Source organism: Rhodococcus sp. IEGM 1351 (genome assembly GCF_030056875.1).
GTDB lineage: Bacteria > Actinomycetota > Actinomycetes > Mycobacteriales > Mycobacteriaceae > Rhodococcus_F > Rhodococcus_F opacus.
The window spans coordinates 13,306-26,952 of sequence record NZ_JASHKU010000033.1; the positions used below are offsets into that span (position 1 = coordinate 13,306).

Genomic DNA, 13,647 nt, shown 5'->3' on the forward strand with positions numbered 1-13,647 from the left:
CCTACTTGAACTGCAGGGATACGGAGCCGAGCCCACTGAACTCGGCGCGGAAGTGATCGCCCGGATGCGCGTCGATGGCGCGGGTGCACGATCCGGGCAGCACGATGTCGCCGGCCTTCAACCGGACGCCGAAGCTCTCGACCTTCTGCGCGAGCCAGGCGACGGCCGTCACCGGGTTGCCGAGCACGGCGTCGCTGCGTCCCTCGGCCTTGGTCTCGCCGTTGCTCGTCAGGACGGCGTCGATGGCCGTGATGTCGATGTCCGCGGGCTGCACCCGGTTCTTGCCGAGCACGAAACCGGCGGACGACGCGTTGTCCGCGATCGTGTCCGGCAGTGTGATCTTCCAATCGGTGATCCGGCTGTCGATCAGCTCGATGGACGGCGCGAACGCCACGGTGGCGTCCAGGACGTCCTGCTCGGTGCAGCCTGCGCCGGGGAGGTCGGCGCCCAGCACGAACGCGACCTCGACCTCGACGCGCGGGAAGCAGAACCGCGCCGTGTCGACGGGTTGGTCCTCGAAGACCTCCATGTCGGCGAGCAGGTGGCCGTAGTCGGGTTCGTCGACGCCCATCATCTGCTGCATGGCGAGGGACGACAGGCCGACCTTGTGCCCGACGACCTTTGCTCCGTCCTGCAGCCGGCGGCGGATGTTGATCAGCTGGATCTCGTAGGCGTCGACGACGTCGATGTCGGGATGGTCGGCGGTCAGGGGGCCGATGGGAGCGCGGCCCCGTTCCGCGGCGTCGAGCTGATTCGCCAACTCGGTGCGTAGTTGGGTCGAGAGCATGGTGTGAGGACCTTCCCTGAAGTTCGTTTGCGTGCGCACGCCCACCGGTTTCCACTGCAACGTGTTTCGTCCTTGTTTGTTGTCGTCAGTAATACTTCCTGGCAGAAAGGATGGACCGACAACCCCATCATTCTATAACGTGTTCTACATGAGCAAGCACGAATACGACATCGTGGTCGTCGGTAGCGGTGCCGGTGGAATGACCGCGGCCCTTACCGCGGCCCACAAGGGACTCAGCGTCGTCATCCTCGAAAAGGCGCCACACTTCGGCGGCTCCACCGCGCGCTCCGGTGGTGGCGTGTGGATCCCGAACAACGAGGCGCTGATCGCCGCGGGAGTCGAGGACACCACGGACGCCGCGCGGACCTACCTGCACAGCATCATCGGCGACGTCGTCCCGAAGGACCGGATCGACGCCTACATCGACCGCGGCCCCGAGATGCTGTCGTTCGTGCTGAAGAACAGCCCACTGAAACTGCAGTGGGTGCCCGAATACTCCGACTACTATCCCGAGGCCCCCGGCGGACGGCTCGGCGGACGGTCCGTCGAACCGACACCGTTCGACGGCAGGAAACTCGGCGCCGACCTCGCGAAGCTCGAACCCGATTACGTCAAGGCACCGTCGAATTTCGTGATCACCCAAGCCGATTACCGCTGGCTGAACCTGTTGATGCGCAACCCGCGCGGCCCGCTGCGCGCCGCCCGGGTCGGGCTCCGATTCCTCGGAGCCAAGCTTACGGGGAAGCGCCTGCTCGTCCGCGGTCAGGCGCTCGTCGCCGGACTGCAGGCCGGACTGAAGGCCGCCGGTGTCCCGATCCTGCTCGACACCCCGCTCACCGACCTGTACGTGGAGGACGGCGTGGTCAAGGGCGTCAACGCCACGGTCGACGGACAGCCGCAGGTGTTCCGGGCGCGCCGCGGCGTCGTGATCGCCTCGGGCGGCTTCGAGCACAACGACGAGGCCCGCAAGAAGTATCAGCGGGCACCGATCGGCACCGAATGGACCGTCGGCGCGAAGGCCAACACGGGCGACGGCATCTGGGCGGGCGAAAAGCTCGGCGCCGCGCTCGATCTGATGGAAGACGCCTGGTGGGGACCGTCCATCCCGCTGACCGGCGGCCCGTGGTTCGCGCTGTCCGAACGGAGCCTGCCCGGCTGCATCATGATCAACGAATCCGGCAAACGCTTCGTCAACGAATCCGCGCCGTACGTCGAGGCGACGCACGCGATGTACGGCGGCACGCACGGGCAGGGTGACGGACCGGGCGAAAACGTGCCGTGCTGGCTCGTCCTCGACCAGCGTTACCGCGACCGGTACGCGTTCGCCGGAGTCACCCCGCGCTCCCCGTTCCCGGGTCGCTGGCTGAAGGCCGGTGTGATCGTCAAGGCGGGCACCGTCGCCGAGCTGGCCGGGAAGATCGGCGTGCCGGTCGACGCACTCACCGAAACGGTCTCGCGTTTCAACACTTTCGCCCGGAACGGCAAGGACGAGGACTTCGGCCGTGGTGAGAGCGGTTACGACCACTACTACGGGGATCCCCGCAACAAGCCCAATCCGAGCCTCGGGGCGCTCGAGAAGGCGCCGTTCTTCGCCGTCAAAATGGTCCCCGGCGACCTCGGCACCAAGGGCGGTCTCCGCACCGACCGCAACGCCCGCGTGCTGCGGGAGGACGGCAGCACGATCGAGAACCTCTATGCGGTGGGCAATGCCAGCGGCCCGGTGATGGGCCACACCTACGCAGGCCCCGGCGCGACCATCGGCCCGGCGATGACGTTCGGCTATCTCGCGGTTCTCGATATCCTCGACAAGTCCTCCCAGGCCGATTCCCCGACGTCACTCACCGGAGACACCACCAATGCCCATTGATCCGAACATCGCCATCGGAGCCGAACTGCCCGTTCAGGAGTTCTCCTGGACCAGTTCCGACGTGCAGCACTACCACCTCGCTCTCGGTGCCGGATCCCGTCCGCTCGACGAGAAGGAGTTGCGGTACCTCACCGACGGGAAGCCGCAGGTGCTCCCCACGTTCGCCACGGTGGCCGCGAATTTCCACGCGACCGAGGCCCCGCGTGTGTCGTTCCCGGGAGTCGAGATCGACCTCGCCAACGTGGTCCACGGCAGCCAGGAAGTGACCGTGCACCAGCCGATTCCCCCGGAGGGCAAGGCCCGCACCACCACCCGAATCGCCGAAGTGTGGGACAAGGGCAAGGCCGCCGTCATCGTGCAGGAATCGACGACCACCGACCTCGACGGCACTCCCCTGTGGACCGGGCGGTCGTCCATCTTCGCCCGCGGCGAAGGCGGTTTCGGGGGTGAGCGCGGACCGTCCCAGTCCGTCGAGTTGCCCGACCGGCCTGCCGACGTCGAGGTCGACACCCCCGTCCTTCCGCAGCAGGCGCTGATGTACCGGATGTGCGGCGACCGCAACCCCCTGCATTCCGACCCGAAGTTCGCTTCCGCCGCAGGGTTTCCCGCCCCGATTCTGCACGGCCTGTGCACGTACGGGATGGTGTGCAAAGCGGCCGTGGACGCGGTGCTCGACTCGGACGCGTCGCAGGTCGCGGGGTTCCGAGTCCGGTTCGCGGGGGTGGTTTTTCCCGGCGAGACGCTGCACACGCGGATCTGGCGGGACGAGGGCCGGCTCCTCATCTCGGCCACGGTTCCCGAGCGCGATCATGCTCCGGCCCTGGCAGACGTGGTGCTGACCCTGGCCCAGGGGTGACAGTTACCGAAATTTGACCGAATCCGCCCAGTTCGGACGGATATTCGCAATTATCAGGCATGATGCCGCAACACTTTGTACGCTTTCCGTGACCTCATCGAGACGTGTCAACCGATGGTCGGGGCGGTTCCACGGCTCTCCACGAGCAGTAGCGAACAAAGGGGGGACCTCGTGTCCCAGCGCAGACATCTCCGTCCCGTGCGACGCGCTGCCGTTGCCGGTGCTCTCGCGTTCTGTGCGACCGCCCTCGTTGCTCTTCCCGCGAACGCCGCACCGGTGGCGGGCAGTTCCGACAGCGGCAGCACCGGCGGCAGTTCGATGGGTTCGTCCGTTCTCCCGACACCCATTCCCACCCCGACCGGGCTGGCCGCGCTCGCGGCCGCGACGACCCAGACGGGCAAGCCCTATCTGTGGGGTGGGACGGGTCCGGACGCGTGGGACTGCTCGGGGCTGGTGCAGTGGGCATTCCGGCAGGCGGGCGTGAATCTGCCACGCACCACGTGGGAGCAGGCCGAGGTCGGCGCACCCATTCCGCTGTGGGCACTGGCTCCCGGCGACATCGTGGTGCTCAACCCGGACGCGTCGCACATCGGTATCTACGCCGGCTTCGGTCAGGTCTTCAATGCGTACGGGCGCGGCGTGCCCGTGGGTCTGGCGCCGCTGTCGCAGTTCCACATCTACAGCATCCGCCGGTTCTGATCCTCGGTCGTGGGCGTGCGCCTGGCGACGTACGGCCACACCGCGACGAGGAACAGCACCACCGCCGCAACCGGCCCGAGCAGGGACACCCATGCCGGCCCGTCCGGCAGTGCCGCTGCCAGAGACGCCGCGGCGCCGGTGACGACCGCGCCCACCAGCAGCGTCGAGATTCCCGGTGCGAGACCGGTGTACGCGACGAGCAGCAGTCCCGTCGCCCCGACGCCCGCGGCGGCCGCCGCGAACGCGGACGCGTTGCCCAGGACGAGGGCGACGAGCGCCGCCTGCACCACGACCACCGCAATCCATCTCATCGGAGTGCCCCCGACGGCCGGCGGGCACGATCGGCGAGGGCCAGCGCCAGATCCAGTGCGGAATCGTCGTCCCACGCCACCACCGGGACCCCGAGAACGCCCATGTTCCGGTACATGTTCCGCCGCTCGAGCCGCCACATCCTGCCGGTCATCGGATCGAGTTCGTACTCGAACGGCGGGCCGCGGAGCACGTCGACGGCCACGACGACGTGACCGCGCCGCCTCAGCTCCAGCAGCGACAGCGCGAAGTTGGTGTCCAGCATGGTGGAGAACGCGATGACCACGGCCCTCGGCGGCAACGCGACCCGCGGGACGAGTGTGCCTTCGGCGGCGCCGGCGTCGGAGTCGAGCACCGTGTCGAGGATTCGGTAGAACTGCCTGCGTCCGATGTCGGCGCCGAGCCATCGCAGCCGGAGCCCGTGGACGACGACCCCGGCCCGGTCGCCGCGCTGCAGGGCCGTCTGCACCACCTGTGTCGCGCCGCGCACGGTCCGGTGCAGGCTCTCCGACGCCGGGCCCGGCGCCTGCGGGGTGGTGTCGAGGACGGCCACGACGTCCGCGGCGCGGTCCATGATCCGTTCGGTGACGTGCAACCGGCCGCGCCGGGCGCTCACCGGCCAGTTGACGCTGCGCAACGGATCCCCCGGCGCGTGCGGCCGGATGTCCCCGAACTCGACGCCCGAGCCGAATCGGCGGGTGCGGTGCGCGCCGATGCGGTCCGGAAGTGTGGCGTGGGGCAACGGAGTCGGCATGGGCGGCGCCAACGGGAACACCCGCAGTTCCGTGACGGGAACCGGGAGGGAGGCGGTGAGCAGGCCGCCGGCACGTGCCGTGACCGTCAGTGCGGGTTCGTACCGGCCCCACCGGTCCGCCGACACCACGTAGTCGCCGTCGCCGACCTGCTCGACCGTGTAGCCGTCGGACGGCGCCGGTGCCACCTCGAGTTCCGCCGCACCACCGCACGCCGTCACGTCCACCGAGAAGTGCACGGACTCGGATTCGAAACACCGCAGCGTGCGCGCCGACGCCTCGACGCGGACGCCGGTGGCGGGACGGGGCAACCACGTCACCGTGCCGAGCGCTCCCAGCATCGGGGCGGCGAACACGATCAGTTCCCACCACCGCCCCACGACACCTGCCGTCAGTGCCACGGCGGCGCAGGTCGTCAGTGCGAGGGCTGCCGGCGATGCCCGCCACGTCAACTGGTGCTCCGTCATCGGGCCCTCGGCGCGGGGAGACGGCGCAGCAGTTCCGCGAGGACGTCGTCGCTGCGGATGCGGCGCACCCACATCTCCGGTCGCAGGCTGATGCGGTGCGCGACAGCGGGAACGGCCAGGGCTTTGATGTCCTCGGGAATGACGAAGTCGCGGCCCGAGAGCAGGGCGCGCGCCCGTGCCAGCTGTACGAGGTCGAGTTCCGCGCGGGGGCTGGCCCCGACCTCGACCTGCGGGTGATGCCGGGTGGCGTTCGCGAGCGCGACGACATACCCGAGGACGTCGTGGTGAACACTGACCTGCTCGAGCGATTCGCGCATCGCCAGGAGGTCGGCCGCATCGACCACCTGCTCGACGACGACGACGGCGGATCCCCGGTCGAGCCGCCGGCGCAGCATCTCGTGCTCGTCGGTCTCGGTGAGGTACCCCAGTCGTAGGCGGAGCGCGAACCGGTCCAGCTGCGCCTCGGGCAGCGGGTAGGTGCCCTCGTACTCGATGGGATTGTCGGTGGCGAGCACGATGAACGGACGCGGCAGGATCCGGGTGGTGCCGTCGACGCTGACCTGCCCCTCCGCCATCGCCTCGAGCAGCGCGGCCTGGGTCTTGGGCGGGGTGCGGTTGATCTCGTCGGCGAGAAGCAGGTTGGTGAAGATCGGGCCCGGACGAAATTCGAAGCGACCCGACGGCATGTCGTAGATGGTGGCGCCGAGCAGGTCGGCGGGCAGCAGGTCAGGGGTGAACTGGACCCGCGTGAAGTCGAGTCCGAGCGCGGCAGCGAACGATCGTGCCACCAAAGTCTTTCCGAGTCCGGGCAGATCCTCGATGAGCACGTGCCCGCCGGCGAGTACCGCGAGCAGGATCGACGTGAGTTCGTCGTGCTTGCCGACCACCGCCCGTTCGACCTCCGCCAGCACCGCGTGGGCGCGCGCGGTGGTGACCTCGGCAGGCATCGTCACAGCTGCTCCAGCCGTTGCAGGATCCGGTCGAGCACGTCCCGGCCCGGACCGGGTGCGGCCCTGTCGGAGCGCTGCACGCACTCGGGATCGACCCACTGCCACAAGTCGCCGAAGAACACCTCACCCGCGGCTGCGGTCTCGGCGGGGTCGAGTCCCTGCCGCCGTCCGGTGGACTGCTGGAACTCACGCGCCAGGAGCGGACGCAGATGGTGATCCCAGTCGCCGCGCGTACCGTCCGCCCAGCTGATCAATGATTCCGTCCGCGCCATCCATCGGGCCGTCGCCTCGGCCCGTTCCGCCTCCATTCCCGGCGGCTGGTCGTCGACGTCCACGGGTGCCATGCGTCGTCGAAACTCGAAGAGCACCAGCGCGGTCACCGCTCCCGCGACCAGCACGGCCGCACTGTACCGACCGGCGGCCACCAGCGGGACCTCCACGGCCAGCACGGCCCCGACACCGGCTACCGCGACGGCGAGCACGCGTCGCTCCCCAGGTCGTCGAGTACACGCCGGAGCAGATCGGCGGCCTCGTCACGGTGCTGTTCACCCATCGGATGCAGGCTGAACCGTGCCTCGGAGAACAGCCGCACCAGCGGCGCCGCCGCCTCGAAGCGCAGCGCTCCGAGTTGCACTGCGCGAGCCAGCACTTCGGACGGGGTGTCCGACTCCCGCGGTTCGGCGCCCGGCGCCTCGCGCAGCGCATCTTCCATGGCGGCGTAACTGGCGATGATGGCCTCACGCGGCGGCAGACTCGGGGCCACGACCACGGCGAGACCTTCCACCGCTGCCCGGGCCAGCGACTGCGAGGCAGCCGGACCGTCGGGGGAACTCGCCGCGGTCCAGGCGCCGACCCGGGCCCGGAGGGGGCGCCGGGCCACGGCGCCGAGGATCAACACGGTCACCAGTATCGGACCGGCAATCGCTGCAGCGGTCCACAATTCCGTCAGATCCTCGCGGGTCTCGTCCACCAGGTCGGGCGGCGGACGAGTCTCGGTGGGCACGGACTCGTCGGTTCGGCCGGCCCCGTCGTCGGCGGCCGGGCTCGCCTGCGACGGTTGACGGTCGAGTGGTTCGTCTCCACCGACGGACCCGAGGAGGAACGCCGCGGCCACGAGGAGCGAGGCGAACGCCGCCCATCCGAGAATGTGCCGACGCGAGACCGAGGAGCCGGTGTTTCCGGTGAGCCCTGCCGGTGGCGGGTCGGGGGCGACCCGCGGCCGGCCGCTGCGAAGGGCGGACGCCAGCGCCACCGCCGCGACGACGACGGCGATCGCCGAGAGGATGACCAGGGCGCGCGTCGCACCTGCGCCCGGCTCCGACGGTGTCGCGGGGGTGTCGGGCGCGGGGACCACCCGGACCGCAAGGGTGACCGTCACGACGGCCGCCAGCAGGGCGACCGTGTGGACGACCCTGCTTCGCACGCGACGGTCCGGCATCCTCACTCCCGAGTTGCCCCTCCATCGTGACACGCGCGGACCGGGAAAATCACCCGTTCGCGGCGGCGGACAGCGCAGCATGTTCGGGACGTATCCATCCACGAAGGAGAGTTACTTGACCACGTCCCCGGTAACCGGAGCCGAACTGGCTCGATCGCTGGAACCTCTGGGGGTTTCGGTTCCCTCGGCCGTACCCACGCACTGGTACAACCTTGCCGCCGATCTTCCGGAACCCGTTCCGCCGCACCTGCATCCCGGCACACGTGAGCCACTGGGACCGGAGGACCTGGCACCGCTGTTCCCCGCGAGCCTGATCGAACAGGAGGTCGCGACGGAACGGTACATCGAGATCCCCGAAACGGTCCGCGAGATCTACGGCATGTGGCGCCCGTCGCCGCTGGTGCGCGCACACCGGCTCGAGCGAGTGCTCGGCACACCGGCACGGATCTACTACAAATACGAGGGTGTCAGCCCGGTCGGATCGCACAAGCCGAACACGGCTGTGGCACAGGCCTATTACAACGCGCTCGAGGGGACCACCAAGCTCACCACCGAGACCGGTGCGGGCCAGTGGGGCGCGTCGCTGTCGTTCGCCGGCGCCCTGCTCGGCCTCGAGGTGGAGGTCTGGCAGGTTCGCGCCTCGTTCGACGCCAAGCCGTACCGCCGACTCCAGATGGAGGCCTACGGCGGCATCTGTCATCCGTCTCCGTCCGACCTCACCGAAGCCGGGCGGGCGATCCTGGCCGAGCATCCCGACACCACCGGTTCGCTGGGCATGGCGATCAGCGAGGCCGTCGAGGTGGCCGCCAACAACCCCGACGCGCACTACTCGCTGGGCAGCGTCCTCAACCACGTCATGCTCCACCAGACCGTGATCGGCCAGGAAGCGATGGTCCAGCTCGAGGAGGCGGGTGAGTCTGTCGCGCACACGGTATTCGGTTGCGCCGGCGGTGGTTCCAATCTCGCAGGCCTGACCTTCCCGTTCCTGGGTCGCAATCTGCGCGAGGGCACCACCACCCGCCTCGTCGCCTGCGAGCCTGCGGCATGCCCATCGCTGACGCAGGGCGAATACCGCTACGACTTCGGCGACGTCGCCGGTCTGACGCCGCTGTTGAAGATGTACACGCTGGGCAACGATTTCGTTCCGCCCGCCATCCACGCGGGTGGCCTGCGGTACCACGGCATGTCGCCGATGGTCTCGCACGCCGTCGACCTCGGACTGATGGAGGCGACCGCGATCGAACAGGACGACGCACTCGCCGCGGGCCTGCTCTTCGCCCGCGCCGAGGGCATCATCCCCGCGCCGGAATCGACGCACGGAGTGGCCGCGGCCATCGCGCACGCCCGCACCGTCACCGAACCGGAGGTCGTGGTCATCGGATTGTCCGGGAACGGCCAGCTGGACCTCCCCGCGTACAGCCGGTACGTCTGATCGATTCACCGGGGCCGACCCACGCACGGGTCTGCCTCGGTGGTCACCGGCTCAGCGTCGACAGCCTGCTCACCAGCCGGTCGACGTCGAGGGTGCCGTCGAGTCCGGCGAACACGTCGTCCCACGACGCTTCGGCAACCAGCGTCAACGCGGTCCCCCGGTCGTACAGCACGTCGACGACGTTCGCGAACCGCCGCACGGTCTCCGCGCCGGCCTCCCGCAGTCGGGGCACACCGGTGATCGCCCAGCATCCGAACCGCTCCGACAGTTCGAGATAGTCGGCGGGTGCGGTCGGGGTGCCGCACAGCACCGCGAACTCGAACCAGACCGCGCGGTCCCGCACCGCGGAGGCCGTCACCGTGCGGGTCCCGACGGTCAGGGCGACGCGCTCGGACAGTGCCGGAGGCTCCGTGTCGGAAGCTCGGACGAAACGTCCGGCAGCGAACCCGCCGTCCGCCGTGGCCACGGTGCGGTAGTCGACGGGTCCGGCCACCCTCACGACGGTCAGATTCTGTTCCAGCACGGCGATCGACGGCGCGAACAGGTGATGGAACAGCGGATTCGGAAGCAGCCCCTCCGGTGGATAGTTCGACGTCGCCACCAGCGTGATCCCGCGGGTGAACAGGACCTTCAGCAGTCGCGCGACCAGCATCGCGTCCCCGACGTCGTGCAGGTGGAACTCGTCGAAGCACAGCAGCCGGACGTCCCCGAGTGCCGCATCGATCGCGAGGTCGATGGAACCCAGCGTGTGCGCGTCGGCGTGGAGCCGGCGGAAGAACGAGTGGAAGTGCACGCGCCGCTTCGGGACCTCCGCCGACCCGTAGAAGCGGTCCGTCAACCACGTCTTGCCACGTCCGACGGGTCCCCACAGGTACACGCCGCGAATCCCGGGCCGCCCCTGCTCCAGCCCCTCGGCGGTCTCGTACAGGACGGCCGCGGCCGCGCGCTGCGCGTCGTCCAACAGAACCTCTACATCCACAGTGGAAACACTACGAATGTAGAGTCTCGGGCGACAAGCCGATGTGAGGAGGCAGACACCGTGCCCGAGCGGCGTGAGCGGATAGCCGACGCGGCGATCACGATCATCGCGCGGGAGGGCATGCGCGCGCTGACGCATCGGGCCGTCGACCGTGCACTGGATCTCCCGGGCGGGTCCACGTCCTACTACTTCCGCACCCGGCGAGCCCTGATCGAATCCGCCGTGCGCCGGCTCGCCGACCGCTCGCGGCAGGAATTCGCGACCACGGCGGCCCCGCCACTCGACCTCGCCTCCGTCGCCGAGGGCGTGGCCCGGTCGCTGGACCGGCTGCTGCACACCCATCACGACGACGTCGTTGCGCGGCACGCGCTGTCCGTCGAACTGTCCGGTGACGCCGACCTGCACGCACTCCTCGCGACGTGCCTGTTCTCCCGTGCCCGCGCCACCGAATTGTTCGACGCCCTCGGCGTCGCCGACCCCGAGAACGCGGGCGCGGACTTCGTCAGCGTCGTCGAAGGCCTGGTCTTCGACCGTTTCGTGGGAGCCCGGTCACTCGACGGCATCGAGCCAGGGACCGATCGCAGCGTGCGGCAGCTGGCCCGCGCCGTCGAGTCGTATCTGCGCGGTGCGACGGACTGAACGACGACCACCCGGCGGGGTGTGGACGACGAGAATCCCGCGTTTCTGCCAAGATCGTGGCGTGAACCCCCAGTACCTCAGCCGTCTCCCCGACAGCGGTTTCGACCGCGTCGACGCACTCCTCGACCCGGTCGACACCGACCTTGCGGACGCCTTTCCGGGTGATCGGCAGCAACCGCAGCCCGTCCACACCGTCTATGTGAGTGCGGCGGACGCCGGACCGGACACCCCGAGGTTGTGGGGTGAGCAGGCTGTCGAACTGCTGGACAGGCACACGAATGCGCTGTCCGAAATCGGAACGACCGGTGCGCTTCCCGACGTCCGCGCGATGCTCGAGCACCGTCCGATCATGGATCTGCGGATCGATTTCGAGGACGGCTTCGGTTGGCGGAGCGACGACGTCGAGGACGCGGCCGCACTGGAGGCGGGACGCACGCTGCGACTGCTCTCCTCGGACCCGCCCGGCCCGCGGTCGCTGGGCATCCGCGCGAAGGGTCTGGCCCCGCACGAGCGCCGCCGCGGGATCCGGACGCTCGAACTCGTCCTCGAAGGCGCGGGTGGGGTTCCCGACGGCTTCGTGTTCACGGTGCCGAAACTACGTGCGGCCCAGCAGGTCACCGCCGTCGTCGCGTTGTGCGAGGAACTCGAGCGCGCGTACGGGCTCCCCGACAGGTCGCTGCGCTTCGAGTTGCAGATCGAGAGCCCCCAGGCCGTGCTCGGACCGGACGGCACCGTGACCGTCGCGAAGGCCATCCACCTCGCGGACGGACGCTGCACCGGATTGCACTACGGCACTTACGACTACAGCGCGGCCTGCGGAATCGCGTCACGGTTCCAGTCGCTCGAGCATCCGGTGGCCGACCACGCCAAGTCCGTGATGCTGGTGGCGGCGGCCCAGACCGGGGTGTGGGTGTGCGACGGATCCACCCAGGTCATCCCGCAGGGCAGCGACGAGGAGATCCACGCCGCGCTGGCCCGGCACTACCGGCTCGTCACCCGTTCGCTCGAACGCGGGTACTACCAGGGATGGGACATGCATCCCGGGCATCTGATCACCCGCTGGCTCGCGACGTTCGACTTCTACCGCGCCGCGCTGCCCGCCGCCGCCACCCGGGTGCAGGCCTACCTCGACCGCCAGGGCGGCGGGGTGATGGACGAACCGGCCACCGCCCAGGCGCTCGCGACGGTGATCCTGCGGGGACTGGCGTGCGGCGCGTTCGACGAGGCCGCTGTCCGCGCGCAGGCCCCCGGATGCACGGTGGGCACACTGCGCGACCTCCTCACCCGGGCGGTGGTTCCGGGGAGCTGAGCACCTCCCCGCGCACGAGGACCGCCCGCAGCACCCCCGCCGACGCCCTACACTTGCCCCACGCCCGATCAGGAGGTAGCCGCACCCGTGACCCCGAACACCTTGACCGCGCCCAGCTTCCACAGTCCGCCGCCGGGCGAGGCGAGCGTCCGCGACCGGGACGGCGGCACGGCGCGGCTGCGCCTGTGGGGTTCCCTGACCGAGGCGGGTCGGGCAGGCTTGGAATCATGACCCACGCTTTCGACTCCAGCTACCCCCGTGACCTGGTCGGATACGGGCAGCACCCACCCGATCCGCAGTGGCCGGGCGGCGCGAAGATCGCCGTCCAGTTCGTCCTCAACTACGAGGAGGGCGCCGAGAACAACGTGCTCCACGGCGACGAGGCATCGGAGACGTTCCTGTCCGAGATGGTCGGGGCCCAACCGTTCCCGAACCGGCACATGAGCATGGAATCGATCTACGAATACGGATCCCGCGCCGGACTGTGGCGCGTGCTCCGGGCCTTCGAGCGACGAGGGCTACCGCTCACGATCTTCGCGGTCGCCAAGGCGATGCAGCGGAACCCGGAGGCCGTCAGCGCCTTTCGCGAACTCGGTCACGAGATCGCCTGCCACGGTCTGTGGTGGAAGTCGTACCAGCTCTCCGACGAGGACACCGAACGCAAGGACCTGGCCGAGGCGGTGGAGATCCTGCGCGACCTCACCGGCGAGGCCCCGCTCGGCTGGTACACCGGCCGCGACTCCCCGCTCACCCGGCAGCTGGTCGTCGAGCACGGCGGCTTCGAGTACGACTCCGATTCGTACGCCGACGACCTCCCCTACTGGGTGAAGGTCGACGCCCCCGGACAGGGCCTCGTCGACCACCTGGTGGTGCCGTACACCCTCGACACCAACGACATGCGGTTCGCGTCGCCCGGCGGTTTCCCGAGCGGCGAGCAGTTCTTCGCGCACCTGCGGGACGCCTTCGACGTCCTGTACGCGGAGGGAACGGCCGGGGCGCCGAAGATGCTGTCCGTGGGTCTGCACTGCCGCATCGTCGGACGGCCCGCCCGCACCGCGGCGCTGGAGCGGTTCCTCGATCACGTGCAGTCCCACGACGACGTGTGGGTCGCCCGGCGCATCGACATCGCCCGCCACTGGCGCGCCGTACACCCCGCCTGAGGA

General features: G+C 69.5%; 15 protein-coding genes. 8 read left to right on the top strand and 7 right to left on the bottom strand.

Annotated elements, in window-relative coordinates:
* Nucleotide 1: 1 nt before the first annotated feature.
* Nucleotides 2–787, bottom strand: coding sequence for a 2-keto-4-pentenoate hydratase (locus QM806_RS35825; RefSeq protein ID WP_005574859.1), 786 nt, complete (start codon nucleotides 785–787; stop codon nucleotides 2–4).
* Between the two features lie 148 nt (nucleotides 788–935).
* Between QM806_RS35825 and kstD the strand changes: the two genes are divergently transcribed.
* The 3 genes from kstD (at nucleotide 936) to QM806_RS35840 (ending at nucleotide 4,209) form a co-directional block, all read left to right on the top strand.
* Nucleotides 936–2,654 (top strand): 3-oxosteroid 1-dehydrogenase, encoded by a 1,719-nt coding sequence (kstD, locus tag QM806_RS35830; protein ID WP_169695790.1) that lies wholly within the window; start codon nucleotides 936–938, stop codon nucleotides 2,652–2,654.
* Nucleotides 2,644–3,510 carry an enoyl-CoA hydratase ChsH3 gene (gene chsH3, locus QM806_RS35835; protein ID WP_005263850.1) on the top strand — a complete coding sequence of 289 codons (867 nt, stop codon included), beginning with the start codon at nucleotides 2,644–2,646 and terminating at the stop codon, nucleotides 3,508–3,510. Before kstD ends, chsH3 begins: the two co-directional genes overlap by 11 nt.
* A gap of 198 nt (nucleotides 3,511–3,708) precedes the next feature.
* Nucleotides 3,709–4,209 carry a C40 family peptidase gene (locus QM806_RS35840; protein WP_005263843.1) on the top strand — a complete coding sequence of 167 codons (501 nt, stop codon included), beginning with the start codon at nucleotides 3,709–3,711 and terminating at the stop codon, nucleotides 4,207–4,209.
* Here the strand turns inward: QM806_RS35840 and QM806_RS35845 are convergent.
* Genes QM806_RS35845 through QM806_RS35865 form a run of 5 tightly spaced genes read right to left on the bottom strand, consistent with a single transcriptional unit; the run spans nucleotide 4,188 to nucleotide 8,125 of the window.
* Nucleotides 4,188–4,520, bottom strand: a complete 333-nt coding sequence (locus tag QM806_RS35845; protein ID WP_005563573.1) for a hypothetical protein — start codon at nucleotides 4,518–4,520, stop codon at nucleotides 4,188–4,190. The two genes, QM806_RS35840 and QM806_RS35845, sit on opposite strands and share 22 nt — an antisense overlap.
* Nucleotides 4,517–5,737 (bottom strand): DUF58 domain-containing protein, encoded by a 1,221-nt coding sequence (locus QM806_RS35850; protein ID WP_005563574.1) that lies wholly within the window; start codon nucleotides 5,735–5,737, stop codon nucleotides 4,517–4,519. Before QM806_RS35850 ends, QM806_RS35845 begins: the two co-directional genes overlap by 4 nt.
* Nucleotides 5,734–6,690 (bottom strand): AAA family ATPase, encoded by a 957-nt coding sequence (locus QM806_RS35855; RefSeq protein ID WP_283294549.1) that lies wholly within the window; start codon nucleotides 6,688–6,690, stop codon nucleotides 5,734–5,736. Before QM806_RS35855 ends, QM806_RS35850 begins: the two co-directional genes overlap by 4 nt.
* Nucleotides 6,687–7,169 (bottom strand): hypothetical protein, encoded by a 483-nt coding sequence (locus QM806_RS35860; RefSeq protein WP_283294551.1) that lies wholly within the window; start codon nucleotides 7,167–7,169, stop codon nucleotides 6,687–6,689. Before QM806_RS35860 ends, QM806_RS35855 begins: the two co-directional genes overlap by 4 nt.
* Nucleotides 7,151–8,125, bottom strand: coding sequence for a DUF4129 domain-containing protein (locus QM806_RS35865; RefSeq protein WP_349307619.1), 975 nt, complete (start codon nucleotides 8,123–8,125; stop codon nucleotides 7,151–7,153). The genes QM806_RS35860 and QM806_RS35865 overlap by 19 nt, the downstream gene beginning before the upstream one ends.
* A gap of 115 nt (nucleotides 8,126–8,240) precedes the next feature.
* On the opposite strand from QM806_RS35865, the gene QM806_RS35870 reads away from it, so the two are divergent.
* Nucleotides 8,241–9,557, top strand: a complete 1,317-nt coding sequence (locus QM806_RS35870; protein WP_054248343.1) for a TrpB-like pyridoxal phosphate-dependent enzyme — start codon at nucleotides 8,241–8,243, stop codon at nucleotides 9,555–9,557.
* A gap of 43 nt (nucleotides 9,558–9,600) precedes the next feature.
* Here the strand turns inward: QM806_RS35870 and zapE are convergent, their stop codons facing one another.
* On the bottom strand, nucleotides 9,601–10,518 hold the full coding sequence (gene zapE / locus QM806_RS35875; protein WP_054248344.1) for a cell division protein ZapE: 918 nt from the start codon (nucleotides 10,516–10,518) through the stop codon (nucleotides 9,601–9,603).
* Nucleotides 10,519–10,596: 78 nt separating this feature from the next.
* Here zapE and QM806_RS35880 point away from each other — a divergent pair, with 78 nt between their 5' ends.
* From QM806_RS35880 to puuE, 4 genes are all read left to right on the top strand, one after another.
* Nucleotides 10,597–11,175, top strand: coding sequence for a TetR/AcrR family transcriptional regulator (locus QM806_RS35880; protein ID WP_283294553.1), 579 nt, complete (start codon nucleotides 10,597–10,599; stop codon nucleotides 11,173–11,175).
* A 61-nt stretch (nucleotides 11,176–11,236) separates the two neighbouring features.
* On the top strand, nucleotides 11,237–12,484 hold the full coding sequence (locus QM806_RS35885; protein WP_005567136.1) for a DUF6986 family protein: 1,248 nt from the start codon (nucleotides 11,237–11,239) through the stop codon (nucleotides 12,482–12,484).
* Nucleotides 12,485–12,571: 87 nt separating this feature from the next.
* Nucleotides 12,572–12,715 carry a hypothetical protein gene (locus QM806_RS35890; RefSeq protein WP_166680663.1) on the top strand — a complete coding sequence of 48 codons (144 nt, stop codon included), beginning with the start codon at nucleotides 12,572–12,574 and terminating at the stop codon, nucleotides 12,713–12,715.
* A complete protein-coding gene (gene puuE, locus QM806_RS35895) occupies nucleotides 12,712–13,644 on the top strand; it encodes an allantoinase PuuE (RefSeq protein WP_054248342.1) in 933 nt (310 codons plus the stop codon). The genes QM806_RS35890 and puuE overlap by 4 nt, the downstream gene beginning before the upstream one ends.
* Nucleotides 13,645–13,647 lie beyond the last annotated feature (3 nt).